25 protein-coding genes and 1 riboswitch are annotated in these 25,556 nt (G+C 57.6%); of the genes, 11 read left to right on the top strand and 14 right to left on the bottom strand.

The annotated features are described in order from the left end of the window. Nucleotides 1-18 precede the first annotated feature (18 nt). The 3 genes from ACOSDM_RS03985 (at nt 19) to ACOSDM_RS03975 (ending at nt 3,412) form a co-directional block, all read left to right on the top strand. Entirely contained in the window at nt 19-1,548 is a 1,530-nt protein-coding gene (locus tag ACOSDM_RS03985; RefSeq protein ID WP_420723194.1) for an ABC transporter substrate-binding protein, read from the top strand. Between the two features lie 62 nt (nt 1,549-1,610). Next, entirely contained in the window at nt 1,611-2,558 is a 948-nt protein-coding gene (locus ACOSDM_RS03980; RefSeq protein ID WP_420723193.1) for an ABC transporter permease, read from the top strand. Further along, nucleotides 2,558-3,412, top strand: coding sequence for an ABC transporter permease (locus tag ACOSDM_RS03975; RefSeq protein ID WP_420723192.1), 855 nt, complete (start codon nt 2,558-2,560; stop codon nt 3,410-3,412). The genes ACOSDM_RS03980 and ACOSDM_RS03975 overlap by 1 nt, the downstream gene beginning before the upstream one ends. Here the strand turns inward: ACOSDM_RS03975 and gpt are convergent, their stop codons facing one another. The 6 genes from gpt to ACOSDM_RS03945 form a co-directional block, all read right to left on the bottom strand. Continuing rightward, nucleotides 3,413-3,901 carry a xanthine phosphoribosyltransferase gene (gpt, locus tag ACOSDM_RS03970; RefSeq protein ID WP_420723191.1) on the bottom strand — a complete coding sequence of 163 codons (489 nt, stop codon included), beginning with the start codon at nt 3,899-3,901 and terminating at the stop codon, nt 3,413-3,415. A gap of 228 nt (nt 3,902-4,129) precedes the next feature. Beyond that, nucleotides 4,130-5,653 carry a DegQ family serine endoprotease gene (locus ACOSDM_RS03965; RefSeq protein ID WP_420723190.1) on the bottom strand — a complete coding sequence of 508 codons (1,524 nt, stop codon included), beginning with the start codon at nt 5,651-5,653 and terminating at the stop codon, nt 4,130-4,132. A gap of 185 nt (nt 5,654-5,838) precedes the next feature. Continuing rightward, nucleotides 5,839-7,056, bottom strand: coding sequence for a multidrug effflux MFS transporter (locus ACOSDM_RS03960; RefSeq protein ID WP_420723189.1), 1,218 nt, complete (start codon nt 7,054-7,056; stop codon nt 5,839-5,841). Between the two features lie 2 nt (nt 7,057-7,058). Continuing rightward, nucleotides 7,059-8,252 (bottom strand): multidrug effflux MFS transporter, encoded by a 1,194-nt coding sequence (locus ACOSDM_RS03955; protein ID WP_420723188.1) that lies wholly within the window; start codon nt 8,250-8,252, stop codon nt 7,059-7,061. Nucleotides 8,253-8,299: 47 nt separating this feature from the next. Beyond that, nucleotides 8,300-9,049 carry a M48 family metallopeptidase gene (locus tag ACOSDM_RS03950; protein ID WP_420723187.1) on the bottom strand — a complete coding sequence of 250 codons (750 nt, stop codon included), beginning with the start codon at nt 9,047-9,049 and terminating at the stop codon, nt 8,300-8,302. Nucleotides 9,050-9,122: 73 nt separating this feature from the next. Further along, nucleotides 9,123-9,395, bottom strand: a complete 273-nt coding sequence (locus tag ACOSDM_RS03945) for a hypothetical protein (RefSeq protein WP_420723186.1) — start codon at nt 9,393-9,395, stop codon at nt 9,123-9,125. A gap of 200 nt (nt 9,396-9,595) precedes the next feature. Here ACOSDM_RS03945 and ACOSDM_RS03940 point away from each other — a divergent pair, with 200 nt between their 5' ends. The 3 genes from ACOSDM_RS03940 to ACOSDM_RS03930 all read left to right on the top strand — a co-directional run bounded on the left by ACOSDM_RS03940 (nt 9,596) and on the right by ACOSDM_RS03930 (nt 13,290). Beyond that, on the top strand, nt 9,596-9,988 hold the full coding sequence (locus ACOSDM_RS03940) for a hypothetical protein (RefSeq protein WP_420723185.1): 393 nt from the start codon (nt 9,596-9,598) through the stop codon (nt 9,986-9,988). A 151-nt stretch (nt 9,989-10,139) separates the two neighbouring features. Then, nucleotides 10,140-10,862, top strand: coding sequence for an acetoacetyl-CoA reductase (gene phbB, locus ACOSDM_RS03935; RefSeq protein ID WP_420723184.1), 723 nt, complete (start codon nt 10,140-10,142; stop codon nt 10,860-10,862). 616 nt (nt 10,863-11,478) lie between these two features. After that, a complete protein-coding gene (locus tag ACOSDM_RS03930) occupies nt 11,479-13,290 on the top strand; it encodes a pentapeptide repeat-containing protein (RefSeq protein ID WP_420723183.1) in 1,812 nt (603 codons plus the stop codon). Nucleotides 13,291-13,423: 133 nt separating this feature from the next. On the opposite strand, the gene ACOSDM_RS03925 is transcribed toward ACOSDM_RS03930, so the two are convergent. Continuing rightward, a complete protein-coding gene (locus ACOSDM_RS03925) occupies nt 13,424-14,593 on the bottom strand; it encodes a benzoate/H(+) symporter BenE family transporter (RefSeq protein ID WP_420723182.1) in 1,170 nt (389 codons plus the stop codon). A 4-nt stretch (nt 14,594-14,597) separates the two neighbouring features. Then, nucleotides 14,598-15,269, bottom strand: coding sequence for a DUF938 domain-containing protein (locus ACOSDM_RS03920; RefSeq protein ID WP_420723181.1), 672 nt, complete (start codon nt 15,267-15,269; stop codon nt 14,598-14,600). A 109-nt stretch (nt 15,270-15,378) separates the two neighbouring features. Here ACOSDM_RS03920 and fdxA point away from each other — a divergent pair, with 109 nt between their 5' ends. The 4 genes from fdxA (at nt 15,379) to ACOSDM_RS03900 (ending at nt 19,005) form a co-directional block, all read left to right on the top strand. Further along, nucleotides 15,379-15,717 carry a ferredoxin FdxA gene (fdxA, locus tag ACOSDM_RS03915; RefSeq protein WP_420723180.1) on the top strand — a complete coding sequence of 113 codons (339 nt, stop codon included), beginning with the start codon at nt 15,379-15,381 and terminating at the stop codon, nt 15,715-15,717. Between the two features lie 535 nt (nt 15,718-16,252). Next, nucleotides 16,253-16,756: a CarD family transcriptional regulator gene (locus ACOSDM_RS03910; RefSeq protein ID WP_420723179.1), complete on the top strand. Its 504-nt coding sequence runs from the start codon at nt 16,253-16,255 to the stop codon at nt 16,754-16,756. A 202-nt stretch (nt 16,757-16,958) separates the two neighbouring features. After that, on the top strand, nt 16,959-17,762 hold the full coding sequence (locus ACOSDM_RS03905; protein ID WP_420723178.1) for a hypothetical protein: 804 nt from the start codon (nt 16,959-16,961) through the stop codon (nt 17,760-17,762). Nucleotides 17,763-18,108: 346 nt separating this feature from the next. After that, the gene (locus ACOSDM_RS03900) at nt 18,109-19,005 is read left to right on the top strand and encodes an RNA polymerase factor sigma-32 (RefSeq protein ID WP_420723177.1); all 897 of its coding nucleotides are present in this window, start codon (nt 18,109-18,111) and stop codon (nt 19,003-19,005) included. On the opposite strand, the gene ACOSDM_RS03895 is transcribed toward ACOSDM_RS03900, so the two are convergent. Beyond that, nucleotides 19,000-19,809 carry a thermonuclease family protein gene (locus ACOSDM_RS03895; RefSeq protein ID WP_420723176.1) on the bottom strand — a complete coding sequence of 270 codons (810 nt, stop codon included), beginning with the start codon at nt 19,807-19,809 and terminating at the stop codon, nt 19,000-19,002. The two genes, ACOSDM_RS03900 and ACOSDM_RS03895, sit on opposite strands and share 6 nt — an antisense overlap. A gap of 39 nt (nt 19,810-19,848) precedes the next feature. On the opposite strand from ACOSDM_RS03895, the gene pip reads away from it, so the two are divergent. Next, nucleotides 19,849-20,802 carry a prolyl aminopeptidase gene (gene pip / locus ACOSDM_RS03890; protein WP_420723175.1) on the top strand — a complete coding sequence of 318 codons (954 nt, stop codon included), beginning with the start codon at nt 19,849-19,851 and terminating at the stop codon, nt 20,800-20,802. Here the strand turns inward: pip and ACOSDM_RS03885 are convergent. The 5 genes from ACOSDM_RS03885 to ACOSDM_RS03865 all read right to left on the bottom strand — a co-directional run bounded on the left by ACOSDM_RS03885 (nt 20,799) and on the right by ACOSDM_RS03865 (nt 25,542). Next, nucleotides 20,799-21,275 (bottom strand): MmcB family DNA repair protein, encoded by a 477-nt coding sequence (locus ACOSDM_RS03885; protein WP_420723174.1) that lies wholly within the window; start codon nt 21,273-21,275, stop codon nt 20,799-20,801. The genes pip and ACOSDM_RS03885 overlap by 4 nt on opposite strands. Before the next feature lie 168 nt (nt 21,276-21,443). Next, nucleotides 21,444-21,962, bottom strand: coding sequence for a hypothetical protein (locus ACOSDM_RS03880; protein ID WP_420723173.1), 519 nt, complete (start codon nt 21,960-21,962; stop codon nt 21,444-21,446). 38 nt (nt 21,963-22,000) lie between these two features. Next, a riboswitch (cyclic di-GMP riboswitch) is annotated at nt 22,001-22,093 on the bottom strand. Between the two features lie 86 nt (nt 22,094-22,179). Further along, nucleotides 22,180-23,484, bottom strand: coding sequence for a type III glutamate--ammonia ligase (gene glnT / locus ACOSDM_RS03875; RefSeq protein ID WP_420723172.1), 1,305 nt, complete (start codon nt 23,482-23,484; stop codon nt 22,180-22,182). A gap of 42 nt (nt 23,485-23,526) precedes the next feature. Beyond that, nucleotides 23,527-24,849: an FMN-binding glutamate synthase family protein gene (locus ACOSDM_RS03870; protein WP_420723171.1), complete on the bottom strand. Its 1,323-nt coding sequence runs from the start codon at nt 24,847-24,849 to the stop codon at nt 23,527-23,529. A gap of 9 nt (nt 24,850-24,858) precedes the next feature. Next, nucleotides 24,859-25,542 (bottom strand): protein glxC, encoded by a 684-nt coding sequence (locus ACOSDM_RS03865; RefSeq protein WP_420723170.1) that lies wholly within the window; start codon nt 25,540-25,542, stop codon nt 24,859-24,861. Between the last annotated feature and the right edge of the window lie 14 nt (nt 25,543-25,556).

Below are 25,556 nucleotides of genomic sequence, written 5' to 3'. Positions count from 1 at the left end.
GTGTGGGGATGGAAAGCAATGACAAAGAACAACGGCATTAAATCTGTTTCGGGTATTGGTCGCGTCCTGTTTCGGACCATGGGGTTGCTGGTCGCCGGCGGCTTTATGGCAATGGCCCTGATCGGTCCGGCATCGGCAAAGACGGGTGTTGTCCTGGCGATCACGCTGGAACCGCCGCATCTGGACCCGACGGCGGGCGCGCCTGCTGCCATCGATGAAGTTGTCTATGCCAATCTGTTTGAGGGATTAACCCGCATTGATGCGCTGGGTCAGGTTAAGCCTGGATTGGCGGAACGCTGGGTCATTGAAGATGATGGGCTGACCTATCGTTTTATCCTGCGCAAGGGTGTGACGTTTCACGATGGTGCATCCCTTGACTCGTCAGATGTGAAATTCTCCTTCGACCGGGCGGTTGCCGAAGGGTCAGAGAATGCGCAGAAGGGTCTTTTTTCCGCCATTGAGACAATAGAAACCCCCGATCCACAAACCGTCGTGATCAAATTGAAGCGGAAAGAAGGTCTGTTCCTGTGGAATCTGGGCTGGGGCGATGCAGTGATCGTCGATCCCGCCTCTGCTGAGACCAACAAGACCAATCCGGTTGGGACGGGTCCCTATAAATTGGACAACTGGACGCGCGGTGATTCAATCCGTCTGGTCCGCAGTTCAAATTATTGGGGGCAAAAGCCCGCGATGGACAGCGTCACCTTCAAAATTATCGCCGATCCTTCCGCGCAGGTGACGGCCCTGCTGGCGGGGGATGTCGATGCGGTCCCATATATCGGCGCGCCGGAATCGGTTGCACAGTTTGAGGCTGATCCGCGATTTGTGGTCACTCAGGGCACGACCGAGGGAGAGACCATTCTGGCGATGAATGAGCGCCGCCCGCTGTTACAGGATGTTCGGGTCCGCAAGGCGATCCAGCATGCAATTGATCGCCAAGCGCTTATTGATGGGGCCATGTTTGGCTTTGGCACGCCGATCGGGTCGCATTTCGCGCCGCATAATCCGGCTTATACCGATCTGACCGAAGCCACCCCGTATGATCCGGAAAAAGCGAAAGACCTGTTGGCCCAGGCTGGCGTTGCGCCTGGAACAAAGCTGGTGCTGAAATTGCCACCGCCAACCTATGCCCGGCGGGGTGGGGAAATTGTGGCGGCACAATTGAAGGCCGTAGGCTTTGACGTTGAACAGATTCCAGTCGATTGGGGCCAATGGGTGTCAGAGGTGTTCAAGGGCGATCATGATTTCGACCTGACCATCGTTTCACATACGGAACCCTTGGATATCGGCATTTATGCAAGGGATGATTACTATTTTGGCTATGACAATCCGGCTTTTAAAACATTGATGTCAAAGATTGATACCGTGTCAGACCCGGCGGGACGCAATACGCTGTATAAGGAAGCGCAGCGAATGCTGGCCGATGATGCGGCAAACGCGTTTCTGTTCCAATTGGCCAAGGTCACAGTCCAGCGCAAGGATCTGAAAGGCCTGTGGCAGAATGCGCCGATCCAGGCCAATGATATGACCGGTGCCCGGTGGGAGTAGGAGTGGGAGTAGGAGCGGGAAGAGGCCATATTCCATCCGGGTTGGGAGCCTGTAACTAGGCCATGGCAGGGTTCATCTCCCATCGGTTGATGATGTTGGTGCTGACCCTGTTCGTTGCCTCGCTGATGGTGTTCTGGGTTCTGGAGTTACTGCCGGGTGACGCTGCCCAATTGCTGTTGGGAACCGAAGTTCAGCCCGATACGCTGGCGGCGATCCGTGCCCAGCTTGGACTGGACCGCCCGGCCTTGCTGAGATATGGCGACTGGATTGGCGGATTGCTGACGGGCGATCTGGGCGACAGTCTGGTTTATGGAATCCCGATCTGGGACATGGTGCGGGATCGATTGGCGGTTTCCCTGCCCCTGGCGGTGATGGCCTTCACCATCGCGACCGCAATTGCCCTGCCCGTTGGAATGGTCGCTGCGATGCGTCGGGGCAGTTTGTCGGATCTGATCCTGATGGGCTTTGCGCAAATTGGGCTGGCTGTGCCGAATTTCTGGTTCGGTTTATTGTTGATCCTTGTCTTTGCGGTTCTGAACAACTGGTTCAATGCGGGGGGCTTTCCCGGATGGCAGGATGATCCTGTCGGATCGCTGAAGGCGCTGTTCCTGCCAGCCCTGGCTTTGGGTTTTTCTGAGGCGGCGATTTTGTCCCGCATGGTGCGTGCCGCGATGCTGGAGACGCTTGGGGAAGATTATGTCCGGACGGCCCGTGCCAAGGGATTGAGCGTCTCGCGGGTCTTGTTCGGGCACACATTGGGCAATGCGATGATCCCGATTGCCACCCTGATGGGCCTGCAATTTGCCTTTCTGGTGGCGGGGTCGGTGATTGTCGAGAATGTGTTTTACCTGCCGGGCATCGGTCAATTGCTGTTGAAGGCGATTTTTGAGCGGGACCTTATTCTGGTGCGCGATCTGGTGTTGATGCTGTCTGGATTTGTGATCGTGCTCAGCTTTTTCGTTGATATCGCCTATGGCTTTATCGATCCGCGCTTGCGGAGGGTGCGGTGATGCGGTTGCTGATGCTGGGACGAAAAGCACAGGGAGCCCTGCCGCAATTGTGGGTTGGCGGGACCCTGACGGCGATCGTGCTGATCACCGCCCTGGTGGCTGGTTTCTGGACCCCATATCCGGCGGATCAGCAATCCATCATCGACCGCCTGCAAGGCCCCAGCATGGCCCACTGGCTGGGGACCGATCTGTATGGCCGGGATATCCTGTCGCGCATTATGGGGGGGGCCCAGACGGCCTTGTGGGTCGGGCTGGCGGCAATTGGGGTTGGATTGGCGGGGGGGCTGCCCCTGGGTCTGGCTGCCGCGATGAACCGGAATGGTCTGATCGATACGGCGATTGCCCGGGGGTCTGATCTGATCTTCGCCTTTCCGGCGCTGCTGACGGCGGTATTGATCGCGGCCATTCATGGGCCCGGCATGATCAATGTGATTGTGGCGGTGGGGATCTTTAACATCGCCGTCTTTGCCCGTGTGGTGCGGGGGGCGGCGCTGTCCATCATGGCCAGACCCTTTCTTCAGGCCGCCATCGCCATTGGGCGTCCCTGGCCCAGCATCGCACTGGTGCATTTGCTGCCCAATATTGCGGGCGTCGTTGCGGTGCAGGCGACGGTTCAATTCGCCGCAGCCATTCTGGCGGAAGCCGCGCTCAGCTATCTGGGGCTGGGTATTAAGCCGCCCGATCCCAGCTGGGGCAAAATGCTGGCCGACGCCCAGACCCTGCTGTATCTCAGCCCGATGCAGGCGATCCTGCCGGGTCTTGCCATCGTCTGGACGGTGTTGGGGCTTAACCTTTTGGGCGACGGGCTGCGCGATGCGCTGGACCCGAAACTGCGATCCCTGCGCGCCGTTTGATCAGCGCTTTTGCCCCCGTGTGCGGATTGGTTCGGCATAGGCCAGTTCCACATCCCAGGGAAATAGGATCCAGGTATCCTGGGATACTTCGGTAACGAAGGTATCGACCAGCGGGCGGCCCGCCGGTTTGGCATAGACGGTGGCGAAATGCGCCTTGGGCAGCATTTCCCGCACGATCTTGGCGGTGTTTCCGGTATCGACCAGGTCATCCACGATCAACCAGCCTTCGCCATCGCCCGCCTGTCCGGCATTCTTCAGGATGGAGGCTGCGCCCTGTTTTTTATGGTCGTAGGACGCGACACAGACCGTATCGATCAGCCGCACATCCAGTTCCCGCGCCACAATGGCGGCAGGGACCAATCCGCCCCGCGTGATTGCGACAACGCCATCCAGGGGCTGCAATTCTGCCAATCGCCATGCCAGGGCACGGGCGTTACGGTGCAATTCTTCCCAGGAAACGGGATATTCTTTGTTGCGAGCCTCTGTCATGGGAATCCTGTTAAGAGTCATAAAAGGATACGAGCATCATGCGCTCGCATGAGCTCAAGCACGATAGTCAATGCCATAGCTGAAGCCTTGCAGTGGGGCAAGATAGTTTGATCCTAAAAGCAAAGCCCCCAAAAATGCAAAACCCCCGGCCCTTTCGGGTCCGGGGGCTTTATTCCCAACCGGGCTTATGGCGAGCGCCGGACAGGAGAGACCTTGATGCGCAGCCTCTTATCGGGCGAAGCGCACCGCGACAAAGATCTTACGATCCCCGCGCAACACTTTCAGCAGGACCGATGACCGGCCTGAATCCAGGGCTGATTGAACTTCGGTTTCGACATCTTTCGGGGTCGATACCGCGTTCTGGTTCACTTCCAGAACCACATCCCCGACGCGCAGGTCTTTTTCTTCGGCATCTGATCCACTGGCGACGCCGGCGATGACAACACCACCTTCCGTGGACTGAATTCCGTATTCCTGGGCGATTTCATCGGTCAGACCGGCGATTTCCAGGCCCAGAGAGTCCAGCTTGCTGATCGTTCCAGCGCCTTTTTCGGGCATGCCATTATCGGACAGGGCAGCCAGATCAATCTTTTCGCGCTGGCCCAGAATCGGGGACAGGGTTATTGTCTTGCCGTCGCGCCAGACTTCGACATCGACTTCTTCGTCAACCGGTGCATTGGCGACCAGACGCAGCAATTCGCGGGTATCGTCCACTTTCTTGCCGCCAAACTTGACCACAACGTCACCGGCCTTGAAACCAGCCGCCAAAGCGGGGCCGCCATCATGAACGGTGGAGATCAAGGCGCCATGGGGTTCCTCCAAATTCAGGGAGTCGGCGATATCTTTCGTCACTTCCTGAATGGAAACACCCAACCAGCCGCGTCGGGTCGATCCGTATTTCAGGATCTGATCGGCGACATTCATGGCCTGGTTGGATGGGATGGAAAACCCGATCCCGATAGACCCGCCGGTTTGTGAAAAGATCGCGGTGTTGATGCCAATCACCTGGCCATCCATGTTGAACAGCGGACCGCCAGAATTCCCGCGGTTGATGGAGGCATCGGTCTGGATATAGTCGTCATAAGGGCCGCTTTGAATATTGCGACCACGGGCGGAAATGATGCCTGCCGTGACGGTCCCACCCAGGCCCAGCGGGTTCCCGATGGCAACAACCCAATCGCCAACGCGCATTGTGTCAGAATCACCCCACGGCACTTCCGGCAGGGTTTTTCCATCCAGATCAATCTTCAAAACAGCGACATCGGTGGACGGGTCGGAACCAACGATCTCGGCGACATATTCATGGTCGTCCTGCAGGATGACTTTGACTGAATCTGCGCCTTCGATAACGTGATTGTTGGTGATCACGATGCCTTTGGTGCCATCGATCACGAAGCCAGAGCCCAGGCTTTGCGCCTTGCGTGGGCTTTGATTTTCACCGCCACGGCCAAAGCGTTCCATGAATTGTTCGGGGAAGGGGCCATCCCGCTTGACTTCCTGTTCCGAGGAAATGTTCACCACGGCGGGCAAAAGTTTTTCAGCCAAGTCCGCAAAACTTTCCGGGGCACCCCGGGCAAAGCTGGGATGGGCGGCGAGCAGCATTGCCAAGCCCAAAGTTGCCGCCAGCATCATATTCAGGAATCGCAGCCGAATGGCAGTGTTTGGATCATGCGACAGGGGCTCGGCCACAGCCTGGCTCTGATCCGGGACTTGGCGGTCCCTTAGGGTATTTGGATTTCTTAGGTGGGTCATGTCGTCCTCACATATTTTGCGCCGGAAGCTGACGCGCGCTTTTGCGCTTAGACTATCATGCATGGCGGGTGGTGCACCCGGTTTCATGATCGTTGCGCATGAATTTACTTCAATCCAAGTGGTATCCCCATGTCCTTGCGTCAACGCGAGTCAAGCACGCGCGCTCAGAATGCCACGGTATTGCCTCATTCCAGATCCGGTTTTCGCCACAAGAACGGGCGCAGAAGGATCAGGTAACACATAAAAGTGAAGAATCCTGCCCCGGCGATACCGAAAGCCATGGGCAAGGGCGTAACACCCCCCGCCAGGCTGAAACCCTGCCCGACGGCGATCCCCAACAAGGCGGCGATGCTGTATTGCATGGTGCCGAACAAGGCCGATGCTGTGCCCGCCATGCGGGGATAGGGACCAACCGCGCCCGCTTGAGCATGGGGCAGAATAATCCCCATACCAATCATATATAAAACCATGGGGATCAGCACGGTGGCGACGGTTTCGATGCCGATCAGTATTGGCATTACCATGGCAAGGCCGAACACAATGTTCAGCACAGCGCCCCAGCCCACCGTTCGTACACCGCCGGGCAGGCGCGATGCGATTTGTGCGCCCAGGATGTAACCCGCCACACCAGCGGCGAAACAGAACCCGAAACCCTGAACAGATACGCCCAGAACTTGAATAAAGACAAAGCTGGACCCGGAGATAAAGGCGAAGGCCCCGGCATAGCTGCCACTGGCAGTCAGGGCATATCCCATATAATTCGGGTCGCGCAGCAAGGTGCCCATATTGCGCATGATCTGGCGCGGCGACAGGGCGGTTGAATCCAGTGTGGCATTGGTTTCCTGCAAGACGAACAGGGCCCCGAACAGGGCAATCCCGCCAGCACAGGTCAGCACGATAAAGCAGGCCTGCCAGCCGAAAAGATTGGTCAGAAAGCCCCCCAGAACGGGCCCGATCATGGGGGCCAGTCCCATCGCGGCCGCGATTTTGGCCAGCACTTTGGCCGCCCCTTGTGCGCCATGCACATCGCGCACGATGGCGCGCGCAATGACCCCGCCGCTACAGCCGCCCAGTGCCTGAACAAAGCGCGCGGCGATCAACCATTCGATGGTGGGGGCCAGAATACAGGCCAGCGAGGCCAGGGTGTAAAGCCCCATCCCGGCGGCAACGACGGTGCGTCTGCCAAATCGATCCGACAAGGGGCCATAGATCAATTGCGACACAGCAAAGGCCCCCAGATAGACCGACAGGGTCAACTGGACCGTCGCGGCAGAGGCCCCGAAATATCCCTGTAACCCCGGCAGGGCGGGCAGATACAGGTCAGTCGAAATTGGACCTGTCGCGACCATCAGCACCAGCAATGTGGTAATCACCACGCCGCGGGGATCGGGTCGTGTGATCATCCTCAGGCCTCCCCGTCGGGGGGAATGGTGTTTGCCAGGATCAGATATTGGACCAGGGCCAGAACCGCGACCGACAGAATGACCACAGACAACAGCACGGCAGTACCATCATATAGCGGCTGGACGATCAGGCTGGTCATTGCCGCACAGAAGAACTGAAAGAACCCCAAAACGGCGGATGCGCTGCCTGCCACCCTTGGAAAAGGGCGCAGGGCTTCAGCCATGCTGCCTGGAATGACCATGCCAAATCCGATCGTGTACAGGCTCATCGGGGCAATCACATTCACCAGGCTCAACGTGCCCGATAGCAGCAGCAACAGGCTGGCACCGACCAGAAGGAAGCCGCAGCCAATGAAGACGACACGCCGGGATCCAAGGCGCGGCACCAATCGCCCCGACAGGAAACTGCCGCTGGCATAGCCTGTCACCGTAAACAGCATCATGGCCCCGAAAGCGTCTTCCCGCAGGCCCAATTCCCCAATGAACAAAAAAGGCGCTTCGGTGAAATAGGCAAAGAAGCCGGCAAAGGCCAGGCCGGAGACCAGCACATTTCCCATGAAATAGGGGCTGGTCAGCAGATGCGCATAAATCTTAATCAGTCGCACAGGTTTGATGGCATCGGGATTTTTGTGGATCAGGGATTCTGTCAGGCGGAAGGCGCAAACAATCAACAGGATCAGGCTGAGGGCGGCCAGCAGATAGAAGCTGGCGCGCCATCCGATATGGGTCTGGATCTGGCCCCCCAGGATGGGCGCGATAGCGGGCACCACGGCCAGCGCCGTGCCCAGAACGGAAAAGGCGGCTGCGGCTGCTTTGCCTGAAAAGGCGTCGCGCACCACGGCGCGCCCGACCACCGGCCCGACACAGGCAACAAACCCCTGAAAGAAGCGCCCGACCTGAAGCATTTCAATGCTGGTGGCAAAGGCGCAGGACAGGCTGATTACCATATATAGCGACAGTCCGACCAGCAGGACCGGTCGCCGCCCGAAACGATCTGACAGCGGACCAAAAAGCAATTGACCGAAGGAAAATCCCAGAAAGAACAGGGTAAGCGTGACCTGGGTGTCGCTGGGCAGGACCCCGAATTCCGCCCGGATGGCGGGCAGGGAGGGCACATACAAGGCCATGGAGGCGACCCCCATCGCAACCAAAGAGGTCACCAGCACCAGAAACCCTGGTGCGATACGCGATGCCATTTCAGGCTCCTTTTGGTTTGGGTCTCCCGGCAGGACAGATGTGCCGATCAACCGATGCGGTGCAGCCGCGTCCCGTGAATTCCAAGCCAGTCCCGGGCGCGGTCACACTGTGGGTAAAGTTGAGTGACCGTTTTCCAGAATGCGGTGGAATGGTTCATGTGAACCAGATGCGCGACTTCATGGGCTACGACGTAATCCAAGATATCCGGCGGGGCAAGGATCAGACGCCAACTGAACGACAAATCCCCATTCGCCGCACAGGATCCCCAACGGGTTCGCTGGTCCCGGATCGTGATCCGGTTGGGCTTCCGACCCAGCTCTGCGGCCAATTGTCCGGCCAGCGGCTTGATCGTCGCCTTGGCTTGCTTCTTACAGAAATCGGTGACCCGGCGGCTCAGATGCTCTGCCCCGCCCGACACAATCAGCCGGTCCCCGTCGATGGAAACTGTTCCCCGCGCATCGGGCCGGTGATCGATCTGCAGGTCCTGACCGCGAAACGGGAAAATCACATCGGGGGCGAAGGTAACCTTTTCCGGCAGTGTTTCCATCCGTTTGCGGGTCCAGCCTGCATTGCGATTCAGAAAGGACAGGCCCTCTGCCTCTGTCACGCCGGGCGGCAGAGTTAAGACAGGCAGACCCAACTTGCCATCAACTTGCAACTTCAGGCGTCGGGCGCGGGGATGTCGGCGCAGCACCACATCCGTTTCCTGCCCGTTCAAGGGCACGGTCACGCGGGTTTCCGTGGGGGTCGGCGCTGTCTTGCGGCGCGGCTGGGTAAGGCTGCGGAAAAAGTTCATAGCCTGAAATTAGCGCGACTCGTCCGCGTCGGGAAGCTTTTCCGAATGGGGGCGGAAACGAACCGGGATATGTTTACCGGTTGATCAGGCGGTGCCGGGGCATGACCGCTGTCATGCGCGTGAACAGGGCGACCCCCATCGCCAATGTGCCGCGCATCGGGCGGGCCACGCTGGTCAGCATCGGGGCATAACGGGCGGCGTCCGCCTCGATCTCGCCAAAGGCATCATCCATCCAATGGGCAACCTGTTGGATTTCACCCTCGATGGAGGCGAAGGCGGCGGCGACATCGTCACCAACAGTATCCAACATATCCTGTCCGTCGTAAGTCTGGGCGTCGATCATCATGACTCTGACCTTCCTGTGCGATGACGGAATGCCACCGTAGCCTGTCTAGCTATCAGGCTTCTGTTACGGATTTTGGACGATTTCCTGACGTTTCGCTTACGCCCCCTGTATCCTGCGCGATGCTTTTCTGATCCGGTCAACCGGCGTAGGTTGCGCAATGAGTTCAAGAAACGCAGTTCTGGTAATGAAGGATGGACCCCATGGCGGATGTGACCCTGGATGTATGGCAATTTGTTCGCCTGATGGTGGGCATGGAAGAAACCCTGTCTTCCCACGGCGGCGGGCGCGGATCGGCGCTGAAAACCCTGTATGACAAATGGGAAGATGTCTGGGTTGATCTGGATGCCAAACTGGTGGATCTGGGTAAATCCGACATGGACGCCTTTGCCAATCTGATGATGGAGCAGGAGGTGGTGCTGGAAGATGTCACCGCCGGAGAGCGCGCGCTGATGGTGCAGGAATTGGAAAAAGTATTGCGCCAGATCAAGGCGCGGTTGGCGAAAACCGACGATCCTGGCGATGTCGAGGATTTAAGTTTTGAGCGCGACGAGCTAACGCTGGTGATCCGCAGCCTGTCGAAACAAAAGGGTTAGGGCCCGAACCGGAGTGTCGCATTCTAAAACAGACTGTGCCACAGTGGACACAGGCCCCAAGCGGCCCCAAATGGGTTAAGGGATACATCTGGCAGAAATGCTCCGTCGCAACGACGATGGACAGGTCACAATAACAGGGAGGCATATCAAGATGAGCAGAGTGGCATTGGTAACGGGCGGAACGCGCGGCATTGGCGCGTCGATCTCCACAGGATTGAAAGACGCTGGCTATACCGTTGCGGCGGCCTATGCCGGCAATGATGAAAAGGCCAATGCCTTCAAGGCGGAAACCGGCATTGCGGTTTATAAATTCGATGTGTCTGATTTTGACGCGGTGCAGGCGGCGGTAAAACAGATCGAGGCGGATCTGGGCCCCATCGAAATTCTGGTCAACAATGCCGGGATCACCCGCGACGGCACCATGCACCGTATGAATGCGGAACAATGGCAGGCGGTGCTGGATACCAATCTGGGCTCCTGCTTCAATTGTTGCCGCGCAGTCATTGACGGCATGCGCGAACGCAAATTCGGCCGCATCGTCAATATCGGCTCCGTCAATGGTCAGGCCGGGCAATATGGTCAGGTCAACTATGCTGCCGCCAAATCGGGCATCCATGGCTTCACCAAGGCATTGGCCCAGGAAGGCGCCCGCGTCGGCATCACCGTCAACGCCATTGCCCCTGGCTATATCGACACCGACATGGTCCGCGCCGTCCCCGCCGACGTGCTGGATAAAATCGTCGCGAAAATCCCCGTTGGTCGCCTCGGCCAGGCCTCAGAAATCGCGCGCGGCGTAAAATTCCTGGTCTCCGACGAGGGCGGCTTCATCACCGGCTCCACCCTGTCGATCAATGGCGGCCAGCATATGTACTGACGTATCCGCAAAGGGAGCGGAGCGGCCTGGCACACACAATTCCAAACCGCCCCATTCTCATCCTGAGGAGGCGCGTAGCGCCGTCTCGAAGGAGGGGCTGTAAGCGCGGTACTTACAGAAGGCTCCCCCTTCGAGACGCTCCGCTCCTCAGGGTGAGGGTGCGTTTGTATCTGCCCCATCGTCACCCCGGACCTGATCCGGGGTCCAGGGCAGCAGGGGAATTTGGTGCCTGTGGCCCTGGATACCCGCCTTCGCGGGTAAGACGATACAGGGAATGTCTTCGCGTCCTCAGCGTTCCCACCTTTGAAGAGTAATCGCAAAGAGCGCAGAGGAGGCGCAAAGGACGCAGAGCGGCCTGGCACACACGTTTCCAAACCGCCTCATTCTCATCCTGAGGAGGCGCGATAGCGCCGTCTCGAAGGAGGGGCTGTAAGCACTGTGCTTCCCCCTTCGAGACGCTCCGCTCCTCAGGGTGAGGGTGCGTTTGTATCTGCTCCATCGTCACCCCGGACTAGATCCGGGGTCCAGGGCGGCAGGCAACATTGGATAGAGTTGTTGTTTCCCTTTTTCCTCTCCCTATGGTCTTATTTGATAAGACTAATATTTGGGGGTGGGGATGGAAGAAACAGCACTGACGCTGACCTGGGATCAGGTGACGGGGATTGCCCTGAATATAGGGCTGTTCTTCTGCATCTTTCTGGTCTTGGCTTTAGTATCTTATACCAAGGCATTTTGCGCGCTTCGCGATATAGTGCTTGAGAAATTGGGTGTTGAAAAAGCACCAAAGGCGCTGAGTGTCCCGGCCCTGTTATTTTGGACCGTTCTATTTTTGATTCTATTGTTCAGCCTGATCACTGTCATTTTTAATGTGATCTCCAACCCAGTTCCATTGTCAGAGGATGCAATAACTGAGCAACGCTGGTTATTGGTGCGAATGACGGCGCTGGTCGCGACTTTAGGCGCGGTGGTGGCACTACCTTTCACCTTGATCAAAACCCGACAGAGCGAACGCCAGACAAAGGCGACGGAAGAAGGCCTGATCACCGACCGCATCAATAATGCGGTTGAGGGTCTGGGGGCGGAAAAGAAGATCGACCGCATCGGACGGACTGTGATGCGTCCAAAGCCAGGGGGCGGCGAAGAAATCACGATTGAATGGAAGGACAAGCCTATCGACGGGGCTGTCCCCGTCGCAGGCGGGAAATGGGAAGTCTTCTCCGAAACCCGCCCCAATCTGGAAGTCCGCATCGGCGCGATCCTGGCGCTGGAACGATTGGCCCGCAACAATCTCGATATCCATGTCCAGATCATGGAAATCCTCTGCGCCTATATCCGCGAAAATGCACCGGCTAGTGGCGCGAAGAATGTTGCTACTGTAGAAATTTATACAGATGAGAAAAATGGGCCGCTGCGAGAAGATTGGAAGGACAGATTAGAAGCCTTCCACGCGCAACTTCGTAGGGATATTGCGGGTTTGAAACCGCGGGAGGACATACAGGTCGTCCTGACTGTCCTTGGTCGCCGCAATGCCCAAGGACGCTTGCAAGAGGCGCGACACAACAATCCTGTTCTTACGGCAGAATTTATTTTTGATGGACCAGGCTTTGAGTCGCTGCCACGCCTTAAGAATGGCTTGATTGATCAAGCTGAATTAGAAGATTGGAAAGCCAAGCGCGAAAATTATCAAGGGTATCGCCTGGACTTGCGATACACCGATTTGCAAGGGGCAAATTTAAGTAACCTCAATCTTAACGGTGCGTTAATGGAAGGTGTATTTTTGCAAGGGTCAAATCTCAGCAAAACGCAATTGCAGGGCGCCAACCTTGGGAACTCCTTTTTTCATGGTGCATCCCTAGCCGAGGCGCAGCTGCAAGGCGTCATTTTTTCAAACGCAAATTTACAAGGAGTGAATCTTGCAAAGGCGCAGTTGCAGTGCGCAAATCTTAGCGGTGCTCAGCTGCAGTCGGCCTATCTCAGAGGCGCTCAGGCGGAATGTGTTAGCTTTACTTTAGCAGGGTTGCAGCATGCAAATCTTGTAGATGTACAATTCAGAGGCGCGCGTCTCATTCTTGTGCATATGCAGGACGCTGATCTCAGCAAAGCGCAGTTACAGGGTGCGTTTCTTATAACTGCGATGCTACGTGGCGTGAGGCTTATTAAAACACAGTTTGACCAAGCCACTGAAATGACGGATGTGGATTGGGCAATGGCAACTGTCAAGGGCGTGGATTTTTCGACCTTACCTCAAATCAGGATTCATCTGAATGATATGTTTGGCGATTCTAGCATACGCTTGCCAGAAGGACTGAATTCCCCAGTTCATTGGCCTAAATTCGACCTTGATTGGCCCGATTTTCATGAAGAATGGGAAAAATGGAAGGCGAACCCGGATACATACGTGCCGCCCGACCAGCCATCCTGGACGTGATCCGGAGACCAGGGCGGTAGGTGAATTTGGTGCCTGTGGCCCTGGATACCCGCCTTCGCGGGTAAGACGATACAGGGGATGTCTTTGCGTCCTCCGCGCCTCCTTCGCGCTCTCCGCGGTAAATCTTCCTGCGTCAGCCCCGCATCTTCTTCGCCAGCTTATCCAACCCCAGCGCCAGTAACCCCAGCACAAGGCCCCAGAAGGCGCTGCCGATGCCGAATAGGGCGAGGCCCGAGGCGGTGGCGGTCAGGGTTAGGACGGCGGGGAAGCGGGTGGTTTCGGGGGCGAGTGCAGCGCTGAGGCTGCCCATCAGGGGGCCGATCAGGGCGAGGCCTGCGACGGTGACGATGACACCGGTGGGCAGGGCCGCAAAGCCCGCCACGACGGACACCCCAACGCCGGCCAGGATCAGATAGCCCAGGCCATAGAAAATGCCGCTGATCCAGCGCTTGTTCGGGTCTGGATGGGTGTCTGGCCCGGTACACAGGCTGGCGGTGATCGCCGCCAGCGTCGTGGTATGGGCGCCAAAGGGGGCTGTCAGCAGGGAGGCAAGGCCCGTCACCGCCAGGGCGGACCGCGTGGGGGGTTCATAGCCCGCCGCCCGCAGCACGGCAAAGCCCGGCAGGTTCTGCGACGCCATGGACACCAGAAACAGCGGCAGGCCCAGCCCGATCAGGGCGGCAGGATCAAAGACGGGAGTGATCAGTTCCAGGCTGGTCAATTCAATCCCGCCCGTCATCGGCGCAATCTTGCCCAGGATCGCGGCCCAGGCGACCCCGGCACCCAGCATGGCGATCACCGCCCAGGTGGCGCTGACCATGCGCACGATCAGGAAGACCGCGACCAGAGGCAGCACCAGCAGCGGGTCCTGTGCCGCCTGATCAAAGACCGCGATGGAAAAGCCGATCAGCACGCCTGCCAGCATCGCAGAGGCAAGGGCGCTGGGGATTTTGGCGATCAGGGTTGCCAGCGGCTTCACGGCGGCACTCAGCAGGATCAGGGCGGCGGCGAACAGGAAGGCCCCGACCGCGACCTCAATGGAATAGGTTGGCACCCCGCCAATCGCTGTGGCGGCGATCAGCGCGGCACCGGGCGTCGACCAGGCGGTGACGATGGGCATCCGGTGCAGGACCGACAGGGTGGTGCTGGTGACAAACATCGCCAGACACAGCGCGCTGATCCAGGAGGCACTTTGCGCCGGGGTCGCGCCGACGGCCTGAACGCCTGCCAGCACGATGGCGACGCTGCCGCCAAAGCCAACCAGGACCGCGACCAGGGCATTGCTGAACAGGGAAAGCCGCATGGTCCTAGTCCTTCCGGAAGATGACGATCAGGTTGTTGGCGGGCATGGTTTCTATTCTATGCAGAGACAGGCCATTGCGCTGGGCCAGGGGCGCAACCTCCCCCTCCAGATCGCGCACACCCCAGCTTGGATCGCGCGATTGCAGGGAGGCATCGAAACCTGCATTGCTGGGCGCGGTATGCTGCCCATTGCGGCGATACGGGCCATACAGGGTTAATGTGCCACCCTGTGGCAGCAGCCGACCCGCGCCGGAAAACAGACCTTCCGCCGCGGCCCAGGGGGCAATGTGGATCATGTTGGCACAAAACATCGCCTCAAGGGGGCCGGCCTGTCCCGGTTGGGTCCATTGGGGGGTCCAGTTAGCCTGCGACACATCGATGCGCTGGGCGGGCGCGATACAGCCGGGCTGGCCACTGTCAGCCATCGCCGCCTTCGCATGGGCGTCGATGCCGGGCAGGTTTTCCGCATCCCAATCGCTGGGATACCAGATAAAGCCGCCCTTGGCCGCTTTCGCCAGAGCGGGTGCGCAATGGGCGGCATGTTCCCCGGTGCCCGATGCGATCTCCAGAATACGGCGGGCCTGCCCAAAAGCCTGGGGCAGAATGGCAAGAATGGCATCGCGATTGCGCAGGGTGGCGGGCGCATGGCGACGGGGATCGGGGGGAGATTGTGACATGGACCTTACGAAATCAGTTGCGAAGACAGGGTGAAGTCTAATATCAGACAGGGGTCTCGCGGGGCAAGGCTCCGCACCAAGGCCGTATCATGGAATGAGAGGGACCGAAATGACCTATGTCGTCACCGAAGATTGCATCAAATGCAAACATATGGACTGCGTGGAAGTTTGTCCTGTGGACTGCTTCTATGAAGGCGAGAACATGCTGGTCATCCATCCCGATGAATGCATCGATTGCGGCGTCTGTGAACCGGAATGCCCCGCCGAAGCGATCCTGCCCGATACCGAGTCCGAAGCGGATAAGTGGTTGGAGCTGAACAAGACCTATTCCGAACAATGGCCGGTGATTACCCAAAAGGGTGTCGCGCCGGCGGATGCCGAGGAATGGCAGGGCGTGCCCGATAAGTTCAAGAATTACTTCTCCTCCGAGCCGGGCGAAGGCAGCTGAGACTGGGCCTGTGGCTCAGGCAATTGACCCTGCCCAACCCTGATTAAGGACTGTTAGGATCGGCTTTTTAGCGTGCGGTGCACAAAAAAAGCGCGACATAACGTCATTAGGGACTCGGAACACCCTAATTTTTGTGCTATTATAGAGGTAGATATGGAGAGTTTTCGGTCCAATCTCTCAACGGTCCCTGTGTAAATCACAGAGAGGAAAGATGGGCTGAATGGTTGCTGGTCTGGCAACTCTTTCCGACAAATGTGCGGCCAGTTGTCTGAAATCATACGGTTTCGGCGGTGGTTTTTTCGGTCTGTATTTTTAGTCTTCGACCCTGAGTCAGCCCATCGGATCCAGGGGAGATGGCTGAAGTGGTAGGCGGACGATCATGAACGGATGGGTGCTGGCAGTCCCGCCGGCATCCTAATGGAAAGATCGGGCAGAGGCGTGATATCGACGGAGTCCATGGGGACGGGTGCCAAATCAGACCACCCCCGACGGACGACCGGTGCGACACACGATGGATGGGTACAAGGAACCAAAAATGTCACAGAAAAGTGCGTATACCAAAGGTGATTTCGTTGTGTATCCGACCCACGGGGTTGGCAAGGTACTGGGCGTCGAAGATCAGGAGATCGCGGGCCAGAAGATTGAATTGATCATCATTGAATTCGACAAGGACCGCATGACCTTGCGGGTGCCGGTTGCGAAGGCGGATATGTCCGGCCTGCGCAAATTGTCGTCGCCTGACATGATGAAGGCCGCGCTGAAAACCCTGAAGGGCAAAAGCCGGGTTCGCCGTACCATGTGGTCCCGCCGGGCCCAGGAATATGAAGCAAAAATCAATTCCGGCGATCCGGTCGCGATTGCAGAAGTCGTGCGCGACCTGTTCCGCAACGCAAACCAGCCGGACCAGTCCTATAGCGAACGCCAATTGTATCAGGCGGCGCTGGACCGTTTGGCCCGTGAATTCGCCGCAGTTGAAGAGCTGGGCGAAGAAGAAGCGGCGCTGAAGCTGGAAGAAATGATGGAAAAAGCCGCCGCGTAAATTCGGCAGTTTTTGGCACATGCCAAGGCAACGTGTTGTTGGCTGTGCAAAAGAAGATAAAGGCCCGTTCCCGATCTGGGGGCGGGCCTGAATTTTCTGTCCCCCCCGGTTTCGGAATGATAGGCTGCGCGTGCGTTGTCTGTGCCATGGTCGGGTACGACAGGGCAGGTGCCGTCCTGATAACAACATCCTCAGCTGATCCATGAGCCAATCCGAGCGATTTACCGTGTTGCGCGCCACTGACAGGGTCTGGGCGATTGGCGCGATTCATGGCGATTCAAATAAACTGATGGCGCTGCATGACACCATCGCCGAAGACATCCGCTTTGGCGATCGGGTCGTGTATCTGGGCAATTACTGGGGCTATGGCACCGATGGTCCGGGTGTGCTGGAGGAATTGCTGCGGTTTCGCAATTGGTTTCTGTCCTTTGATCCCTTCCGGCATGTCGATGATCTGGTCTATCTGCGGGGCGCGCAGGAGGAGATGTGGTGGAAGCTGATGCAACTGCAATTCGCCCCAAACCCTGCCGAGGTTCTGACCTGGATGCTTCAGCGCGGCATGGGGTCGATGATGCAGGCCCTGGGCTTTAACCCGGAAGAAGGTGCGCTTCAGGCAAAGGAAGGGACTCTGGCCCTGACCTATTGGACCAATCGACTGCGCCAGGCGGCGCGCGCCTTGCCTGGTCATGATGCATTGCAGAACGCCTTGAAGCGTGCGGCCTATACGGATGATGGGGCGCTGTTGTTTGTCCATGCGGGGCTGGATATCGACAAACCCCTGGCCCGACAGGCGGATTCCTTCTGGTGGGCGGCCCGCAGCTTTGCTGAAATTAATCGACCCTATCGAGGATTCCAGCGCATCGTGCGGGGTTATGATCCCGATGCCAGCGGCATTGTTGAGGGAGAGTATACAATCTCTGTCGACAGCGGGGCCGGGCGCGGCGGCCGTCTTGCCGCTGTTCGTCTGGCGGTGACCGGAGAGATTGAACAGCGGGTGGAAATTTAAAGCATCATGCGCAGCATGAGCTTGAAGAGGATAAAAACACCCTGCGCAGCATGAGCTTTGGTGGATAATTTAGCATCGTGTGCGTTCACAGGCTTTGACCGCATCCGCGACCGGATTGGTCTGTTGTTCCAAGTCATCACAGCATCGTGTCAATCGATTCACAAGAATCTATGCTATTGTTGCACCGCAATATGATCCAGGCGGCGTGCCACGGCGTATCGCCAAGGTAGGCCAAAGCGCTCGATCCATTTCATGATCGCGGGATTGATCCGGGTGTGCGCGGGTAAAAGATCTAAAACATCGCCCGCAGTGTCAAAACAGACAGATCACAGCAGGAGCAGGTAAGATGGCACATCTCGACGATCCAGCAACCCAGCGCGCGAATGTTCGCTATATCCGCCAATCGATGAAACAACCGCTGTTATCGCGCGATCATGAAATGGATTTGGCGCGCCTGTGGCGGGACGAACAGGACGAAAAGGCCCTGCATGAGCTGGTTAATTGCTATACCCGTCTGGTGATCAGCATGGCGTCGCGCTTCCGCAATTATGGTCTGCCGATGGGTGATCTGGTGCAGGAAGGCAATGTCGGTCTGATGCAGGCCGCAGCGCGGTTTGAACCGGAACGGGATGTACGGTTTTCGACCTATGCCAGTTGGTGGATCCGCTCCGCCATGCAGGATTATGTTCTGCGCAACTGGTCCATTGTGCGCACCGGCACCACGGCTGCTCAGAAATCTTTGTTCTTCAATCTGCGTCGGCTGCGGGCCAAGATATCAGATGCCTCTGCCACACAAATGACCCCTGCCCAGCGCCTTAAGATCGCCAAGGAATTGAATGTGAATGTCGGCGATGTGGAACAGATGGAAGGTCGCATGTCTGCGGGCGACCAATCCCTGAACGCCCATGTCGGTGAGGAGGGTGAAGAGGAATGGATCGGCTTCCTGCAGGATGAAGGACCCAACCCGGAAGAGGTTGTGACCGGGCTGAAAGATGCTGAAAGCCGATCCCGCTGGTTGGCGGAAGCGATCGGTGAACTGACGGAGCGGGAACAGACCATTATCCATCGCCGCCGCATGGTCGAAGACGGTGCGACGCTGGAAGAATTGGGCAAGGTTCTGGGCGTCAGCAAGGAACGGGTGCGGCAATTGGAATCCCGCGCGCTGCAAAAGCTGAAGGTTTCCATCGAACGCCGGGTTGATCTGCCCTCCGACCTGCTGATGGATGCGGCGGAACCCCTATAACAGGGCGATCTGGCCTGGCTCCGTGATTTCCATAAACGGACCATTCCACTCCCGGATCCATCCGCGCAGTTCGACTGGCGTGTTAATCAGTGTTTCGGGATCAATGACCTTTCGCAGCGATCGATCCAATCCAGCGGTGAAATCAGTTCTCCAGTCCGCGCCGAATTCCAGATGATCGCGGTTGCCAATTTGGGTCACATTCCGGGGGCGACCCGAAAGAATTTCAAAGCGGTCAGACCCGCTTTCATAAGATCCGGCGGGGTGGATTTGAAACAGGGCCGTCTTCCAGAATCCTGTCATCGCCGTCCGACCGGCTGTTTCTGCTGCAAGCAGGGGCTTGATATCCTGAAGGTCAGCGCCGGGCTCCGGGAAGACCCGCACCCATCCGTTTCCGGCTTGCAGGGCGGCGACATCCTGACCCTTCAGGGACAGTTTTGCTCGTAAGCGGCCATAGCGATCCTGGGCGGTGGCATCCAGGTCGACGCGAACCTGTTGCCCCAGCACCAAATCCGCCAGCCCTTGAGCGGCTTGACGGATCGGGGTTGTGTCGGTCATCGGGGCGTGGCGGTCCGGTCCGGGGGGCAGAATATGAGGCAAAACCACCCGGCGCCCATCGGCCAGTCGGACAGATCGTCCGTCATCAACAGCGATAATGGTCGCAAGAAACGACAAGGGGCCATCTGGTGCCGCCAGGCCTGTCTGGTGCCCCAGGCTCAGAAGTGCCCCGCCGCCCAGTCCGATCCGCAATGCCTTTCGCCTTGATAATCGGCTTTGCACCCCCGACGTGTACAGGCCATACTGCACTGCAGTTGCTCCTTTTTAATCCCATCGACAGGACCCATTATGTCCCGAGATCGGCTGTACCCAGCCATTGAACCCATCCGCAGCGGCCACTTAGACGTGGAACCGCCCCATAGTATCTATTGGGAGGAGAGCGGCAACCCTGAGGGCGTGCCCGTCTGTTTCCTGCATGGGGGACCTGGGGCCGGAACTACGCCTGGCCATCGACGGTTTTTCGATCCGGAATTCTATCGCATCATTCTGCATGATCAGCGCGGCGCAGGCCGATCGCGCCCGGCGGCGGAAACGCGCAATAATGATACCGGCCGATTGATCAAAGATATTGAATCGCTGCGTGAAATGCTGGGAATTGACTCCTGGGTCGTCTTTGGCGGGTCCTGGGGGTCCAGCCTGGCCCTGGCTTATGCGCAAACCCATCCTGATCGCATACAGGCACTGGTTTTGCGCGGCATCTTTCTGTGTCGGCCCAAGGAAGTGTCCTGGTTCCTGCAGGGTATGGGGACATTCTTTCCAGAAGAACATGCCCGCTTTATTGGGCATTTATCCGCAGAAGAGCGCACCGATCCCCTGGCGGCGTATTTGCGGCGTCTGAATGATCCCAATGAGGCCGTGCACGGCATCGCTGCTGAAATCTGGAGCCGTTATGAGGCGGTCTGTTCAACCTTGCGCCCAAATGCCGACAGTCTGCGATCTGTTGGATTTCGGGATGCCGCCCTGCCCCTGGCAAGGTTAGAGGCCCATTATTTCGCCAACGGGCTGTTCCTGGGTGAAAATAAATTGCTTGAGAATGTCCATCGCCTGCATGGCATTCCGGGCATCATCATACAGGGACGCTATGACGTGGTCTGCCCGCCGACTTCTGCTTATGACCTGGTATCAGCCTGGCCAGATGCACGGTTGAAAATCATTGATGATGCGGGCCATTCTGCCACTGAACCCGGCATCATGCGGGCATTGATCGAGGCGATGGACAGCCTTAAATCCGTTTTGCCTTAAATCCGTTTTGCCGTAAGCTTTGGATCCATCAGATCAGCAAAACGATCTGCGGCCAACCGGGCAAAACGCAGCGTCAGCGCCTTTCGACGGGTGCCATTCATGGTCCCCTCTGCGGCGGGCCGTTCGATGGATGCGCCATAGGCATCTGCGATGATCAGGCCCACAGAGTCTGGCAGAATTTCGACAGGAAATGTGACCGGCACGGCGAAGTAAAACCGGTCGCAGAAGGGCAGATATTCGGTCCATTTCGAGTCTACGGCATAATCTTCAAGTGAGGATTTAACCTCCACCACCGTTGCCTGTCCCTTTTTATCCAGCGCCAGCACATCGACCCGACGGCCAGTATTCAGGGAAACCTCCGTCAGGCAGGCCATGCCCATATTCCGCAACAGACGAACCGTGCCGCGGGTGACGGCCAGCGTCGCATCCGGGCGCGTGTCGAAAACAACCGGGTCAGGGTATGATTCTGCCATTGGGGGGATCTCCTATGCCTGGAACTCTAGGGGAGGATATTGAAACAAACAAGGAACTAAAGCAAAGCCTTCGCAAGCGGAATGGTTTGCGACGACGTATTTGCTGAAAAATAGGGATAAAAGCATTATGTCTGAGCTCATGCGAGCGCATGATGCTCTTATCAGGCGTTATCGCTCTGTTTTGGCGGCGACCCGGCGAAAGCTGTTTCCAGAACATTCATAAATGTCCATGCGAAGGGCCTCCCCTTGATATGCCATTTGCGGTGTGATCCGGGCCTTGATGATAAAGAAGGTGGGGAATTCCTGATTTAAGTAACGCACAAGCCTGGGATCATTATCCATCATATCTCGAACCGGATCAGCGCGGTTTGGATTATTGGCGGCATAAATTTGGATGGCATCATTCACATAGGCCGATTTGGCACAAAGCTGGGCGGCCACTTCGCGTGTTGGCAGGTCAATCGCGGCAACCAGCGGTCTTGAAGCATCGTCAATCAGGCCAATCAGGGGGTTTGTGATCAGGCGGATCATCAGGCTGGGATCTGTAATCGGGGTGCCTTGCGCGGTCGTGGTGCCGGAAAATTCCAGCCGCTCAAGAATTTGCCGGCCGACAAAGGGCAGCGCGATCATCGGCAGCGCCAGAAACAGCAGGATAACGGTATAGGCCACAATTTGGCGACTGGACATTCAGCACAGACTTTCGGTTTGAACAGATCAACACATTTCCCGGCGGTCCCGCTGTCCCAAAGGTGTCTAAAATCGCTTTGGGACCGGTAACTTTGCGTCCCGCCGTTACCGACGGTTTGCCTTTTTCGGGACAATAGATCGTCCCTACCGATGGGTATTAAGGTAGTGCTGTTAGTACAGAATAGAAAGTGACTATGGTCACAGGGCTATCGATATTTTAACAATCCAGGGTATTGGCTCGTTCCCACTCGGTCAGATGGCGCGCATAGTCATTCCATTCCCGGGTTTTGATGGTGATATAGGATTTGGCAAAATCTGGGCCCAGCGCGGCCCCTAGGATTTTGTCCTTGGAAAATTCCCGGATCGCGTCGATCAGATAGATCGGTAGCTTCTTGGCCCCCTTTGCCAGATGGGCCTGGGTGTACATGTCGATATCCAGACGCTTACCGGGATCCGCCTTGGTCTCCATGCCGATCATGCCTGCGGCCAGAACTGCAGCGGCCAGCAGATAGGGGTTGGCTGCCCCATCGGCCAGGCGCAATTCAAACCGGCCCGGATCGGGGATGCGGACCATATGGGTGCGATTGTTGCCACCATAGCTGATCGTGTTGGGTGACCAGGTGGAACCTGACAAAGTAACCGGTGCGTTCAATCGCTTATAGCTGTTCACGGTGGGGTTGGTCAGCGCACACATGCCAGATGCATGGCGCATCAGCCCGCCCAGGAAGGTATAGGCCAGGTCCGACAGGCCCAATTCGCCCTTGTTGTCGGAAAACAGGTTCTTCTTGCCGGTCTTGTCCCACAGCGACAGATGCATGTGACAGCCATTGCCCGTCAGGTTCATAAACGGCTTGGGCATGAAGGTCGCGCGCAGACCGTGCTTTTCCGCAATCGATCGCACCATGAACTTGAAAAACGCCTGACGGTCAGCGGTGATCAGGGCATCGTCATAGTCCCAGTTCATTTCAAACTGACCATTGGCATCTTCATGGTCGTTCTGATACGGACCCCAGCCCAGCCCGATCATGGCATCACAGATTTCCGCGATCACATCATAGCGCCGCATGACCGCCTGTTGGTCATAACAAGGCTTGGCGGCGGTATCCAGACCGTCGGAAATTGCATCGCCTTCCGGGGTGATCAGGTGGAATTCAGCCTCCACCCCGGTTTTTAGCCTGTATCCGGCGGCATCAGCCTTTTCGACCTGGCGTTTCAGGACGTTTCGGGGCCCCTGTTCAACCAGTTTCCCTTCCATCACCAGATCGCTGGCGACCCAAGCGACGTCAGGTTTCCAGGGTAATTGAATAACGCTGTCAGGATCGGGAACAGCAAACAGGTCGGGAAAGGCGGGCGTCATATCCAGATAGGTGGCAAATCCGGCAAAGCCTGCGCCATTCTTTTCCATCCCGGCGATAGCAGGCGTCGGGACCAGCTTGGACCGCTGAATGCCTGACAGGTCAGTGAAATTGACCAGAAAGTATTTAACGCCGTTCTTTTTTGCGAAAGCTTCCAGTTTGCTCATGATCCCCAAATCCCCTTTGCTTCAACCTATTCCATTATTGTATCAGAAACCCTGTCCCGGTATCCAATTTGTCCCGGCCAGCGGCACCTTTGCCATAGCGGCGGCTTCGATTGTCAGCGCGTTCAAATCTTCCGGCTCTAGATTATGGACATGGCTCTTACCACAGGCCCGGGCCAGAGTTTGCGCTTCCAAGGTTAGCACCCGCAGATAATTCGCCAGGCGATGGCCCGCTTTGATCGGATCCAGGCGGCTGGACAGGTCCGGGTCCTGGGTGGTGATCCCGGCCGGATCGCGCCCTGCCTGCCAATCATCATAAAAGCCGGGTGCAGAGCCCAGTTTTGCGTATTCTTCTGCCAGATCCGGGCGATTGTCCCCCAGCGCGATCAGGGCCGCCGTTCCGATGGAAACTGCGTCAGCGCCCAGCGCAATCGCCTTTGCCACGTCCGCCCCACAGCGAATTCCGCCTGATACGATCAGCTGAACGCCGGTGCGATGCATGCCCAACTCCTGCAGGGCTTCTGCCGCCATCCGCACCGCAGGTAGGGTTGGGATTCCGACATGTTCGATGAAACAGTCCTGGGTGGCACCTGTCCCGCCCTGCATGCCATCGACCACGATGACATCCGCGCCAGATTTGACCGCCAGCATGGTGTCGTAATAGGTCCGCGTTGCCCCAACCTTCACATAAATCGGCACCTGCCAGTCGGTGATTTCCCGCAATTCCCGGATCTTGATTTCCAGATCGTCGGGCCCGGTCCAATCGGGATGGCGACAGGCGCTGCGCTGGTCGATATTCTTGGGCAGGTCGCGCATTTCCGCCACGCGGTCGGAGATTTTCTGACCCAGCAGCATGCCGCCCCCGCCGGGCTTTGCGCCCTGACCGATGACAACTTCAATCGCGTCCGCCTTGCGCAGATCATCGGGATTCATACCATAACGTGACGGCAGATATTGATAGACCAGCTTGGTCGAATGGCCGCGTTCTTCCTGGGTCATGCCGCCGTCACCGGTCGTGGTGCTGGTGCCAACTTCAGAGGCCCCGCGCCCCAGGGCTTCCTTCGCATTGGCCGACAGGGAGCCAAAACTCATGCCCGCAATGGTGATGGGGATATCGATTTTCAGCGGCTTTTGTGCATGGCGCGCGCCCAATGTCACATCGGTGCCGCAGGATTCGCGATATCCTTCCAGCGGATAGCGCGACACGCTGGCCCCCAGAAAGACCAGGTCATCAAAATGCGGCAGCCGGCGTTTCGCCCCACCGCCACGGATGTGATAAATCCCCTTTTCCGCCGCCCGCTGGATATCGCGGATAGTGGGCCGGTCAAATAGATAGGATTCCCGTAAATCTGGGTGATCTTGGCTCATGATGGGTCCTTAATACGCGCTGACATTGTCGATCTTGAAATTATAAAGCTGACGGGCCGAGCCGTAGCGCCGGAAGTCATTCGCATCCGCGACGATCCCTGCTGTGTCTAAAAGGCCCTGCAAAGTCGCACGGTGTTCGTCGGTCATCTCTTTTTCGATGCAATCGGCGCCCAGTCCCCGTGCCTCGCCGCGCAGATAGATCACCGCCTCATAGATGGAATCGCCCAGCCCATCATCGGCATCGCCACAGATCACCAGATGTCCGGACTGTGCCATAAAGGCGGAGTTATGCCCGACAGAGCCTTGCACAACGATGTCGATCCCCTTCATGGATATGCCACAGCGGGACGACGCATTGCCTTCCACCACCAGCAACCCGCCATGCCCGGTCGCGCCAGCAGACTGACTGGCATCGCCCTTCACCCGGACACAGCCGCTCATCATATTCTCGGCCACGCCAACGCCTGCATTGCCGTCAACGGTGATCTGGGCGTGTTTGTTCATGCCCGCACAGTAATAGCCAACATGACCTTTGATCTGGACTTCTATGTCATCCATCAGGCCCGCCGCCAGGGAATGGCGACCCATCGGGTTGGTGACGGTGAAAAGGGCATCCTGATTGCCATCGCGGCGCTGCAGGATGCGGTTTAACTGGCGGATATCGCCATCGGTCAGATCAATCTCTCTCATCATACTCATCCTTGGGC

It is taken from the genome of Hwanghaeella sp. LZ110 (assembly GCF_048892525.1).
Lineage (GTDB): Bacteria > Pseudomonadota > Alphaproteobacteria > UBA8366 > Aestuariispiraceae > Pacificispira.
The sequence above is the reverse complement of the archived record's forward strand: the minus strand, read 5'-3'. Positions and strand labels throughout refer to the sequence as shown.

What these genes read in the sequence shown, in the direction of transcription:
- ACOSDM_RS03985 (WP_420723194.1), top strand. Translation starts at nt 19, where the DNA reads ATGACAAAGAACAACGGCATTAAATCTGTTTCGGGTATTGGTCGCGTC.
- ACOSDM_RS03980 (WP_420723193.1), top strand. Translation starts at nt 1,611, where the DNA reads ATGGCAGGGTTCATCTCCCATCGGTTGATGATGTTGGTGCTGACCCTG.
- ACOSDM_RS03975 (WP_420723192.1), top strand. Translation starts at nt 2,558, where the DNA reads ATGCGGTTGCTGATGCTGGGACGAAAAGCACAGGGAGCCCTGCCGCAA.
- gpt (WP_420723191.1), bottom strand. Translation starts at nt 3,901, where the DNA reads ATGACAGAGGCTCGCAACAAAGAATATCCCGTTTCCTGGGAAGAATTG.
- ACOSDM_RS03965 (WP_420723190.1), bottom strand. Translation starts at nt 5,653, where the DNA reads ATGACCCACCTAAGAAATCCAAATACCCTAAGGGACCGCCAAGTCCCG.
- ACOSDM_RS03960 (WP_420723189.1), bottom strand. Translation starts at nt 7,056, where the DNA reads ATGATCACACGACCCGATCCCCGCGGCGTGGTGATTACCACATTGCTG.
- ACOSDM_RS03955 (WP_420723188.1), bottom strand. Translation starts at nt 8,252, where the DNA reads ATGGCATCGCGTATCGCACCAGGGTTTCTGGTGCTGGTGACCTCTTTG.
- ACOSDM_RS03950 (WP_420723187.1), bottom strand. Translation starts at nt 9,049, where the DNA reads ATGAACTTTTTCCGCAGCCTTACCCAGCCGCGCCGCAAGACAGCGCCG.
- ACOSDM_RS03945 (WP_420723186.1), bottom strand. Translation starts at nt 9,395, where the DNA reads ATGATGATCGACGCCCAGACTTACGACGGACAGGATATGTTGGATACT.
- ACOSDM_RS03940 (WP_420723185.1), top strand. Translation starts at nt 9,596, where the DNA reads ATGGCGGATGTGACCCTGGATGTATGGCAATTTGTTCGCCTGATGGTG.
- phbB (WP_420723184.1), top strand. Translation starts at nt 10,140, where the DNA reads ATGAGCAGAGTGGCATTGGTAACGGGCGGAACGCGCGGCATTGGCGCG.
- ACOSDM_RS03930 (WP_420723183.1), top strand. Translation starts at nt 11,479, where the DNA reads ATGGAAGAAACAGCACTGACGCTGACCTGGGATCAGGTGACGGGGATT.
- ACOSDM_RS03925 (WP_420723182.1), bottom strand. Translation starts at nt 14,593, where the DNA reads ATGCGGCTTTCCCTGTTCAGCAATGCCCTGGTCGCGGTCCTGGTTGGC.
- ACOSDM_RS03920 (WP_420723181.1), bottom strand. Translation starts at nt 15,269, where the DNA reads ATGTCACAATCTCCCCCCGATCCCCGTCGCCATGCGCCCGCCACCCTG.
- fdxA (WP_420723180.1), top strand. Translation starts at nt 15,379, where the DNA reads ATGACCTATGTCGTCACCGAAGATTGCATCAAATGCAAACATATGGAC.
- ACOSDM_RS03910 (WP_420723179.1), top strand. Translation starts at nt 16,253, where the DNA reads ATGTCACAGAAAAGTGCGTATACCAAAGGTGATTTCGTTGTGTATCCG.
- ACOSDM_RS03905 (WP_420723178.1), top strand. Translation starts at nt 16,959, where the DNA reads ATGAGCCAATCCGAGCGATTTACCGTGTTGCGCGCCACTGACAGGGTC.
- ACOSDM_RS03900 (WP_420723177.1), top strand. Translation starts at nt 18,109, where the DNA reads ATGGCACATCTCGACGATCCAGCAACCCAGCGCGCGAATGTTCGCTAT.
- pip (WP_420723175.1), top strand. Translation starts at nt 19,849, where the DNA reads ATGTCCCGAGATCGGCTGTACCCAGCCATTGAACCCATCCGCAGCGGC.
- ACOSDM_RS03885 (WP_420723174.1), bottom strand. Translation starts at nt 21,275, where the DNA reads ATGGCAGAATCATACCCTGACCCGGTTGTTTTCGACACGCGCCCGGAT.
- ACOSDM_RS03880 (WP_420723173.1), bottom strand. Translation starts at nt 21,962, where the DNA reads ATGTCCAGTCGCCAAATTGTGGCCTATACCGTTATCCTGCTGTTTCTG.
- glnT (WP_420723172.1), bottom strand. Translation starts at nt 23,484, where the DNA reads ATGAGCAAACTGGAAGCTTTCGCAAAAAAGAACGGCGTTAAATACTTT.
- ACOSDM_RS03870 (WP_420723171.1), bottom strand. Translation starts at nt 24,849, where the DNA reads ATGAGCCAAGATCACCCAGATTTACGGGAATCCTATCTATTTGACCGG.
- ACOSDM_RS03865 (WP_420723170.1), bottom strand. Translation starts at nt 25,542, where the DNA reads ATGATGAGAGAGATTGATCTGACCGATGGCGATATCCGCCAGTTAAAC.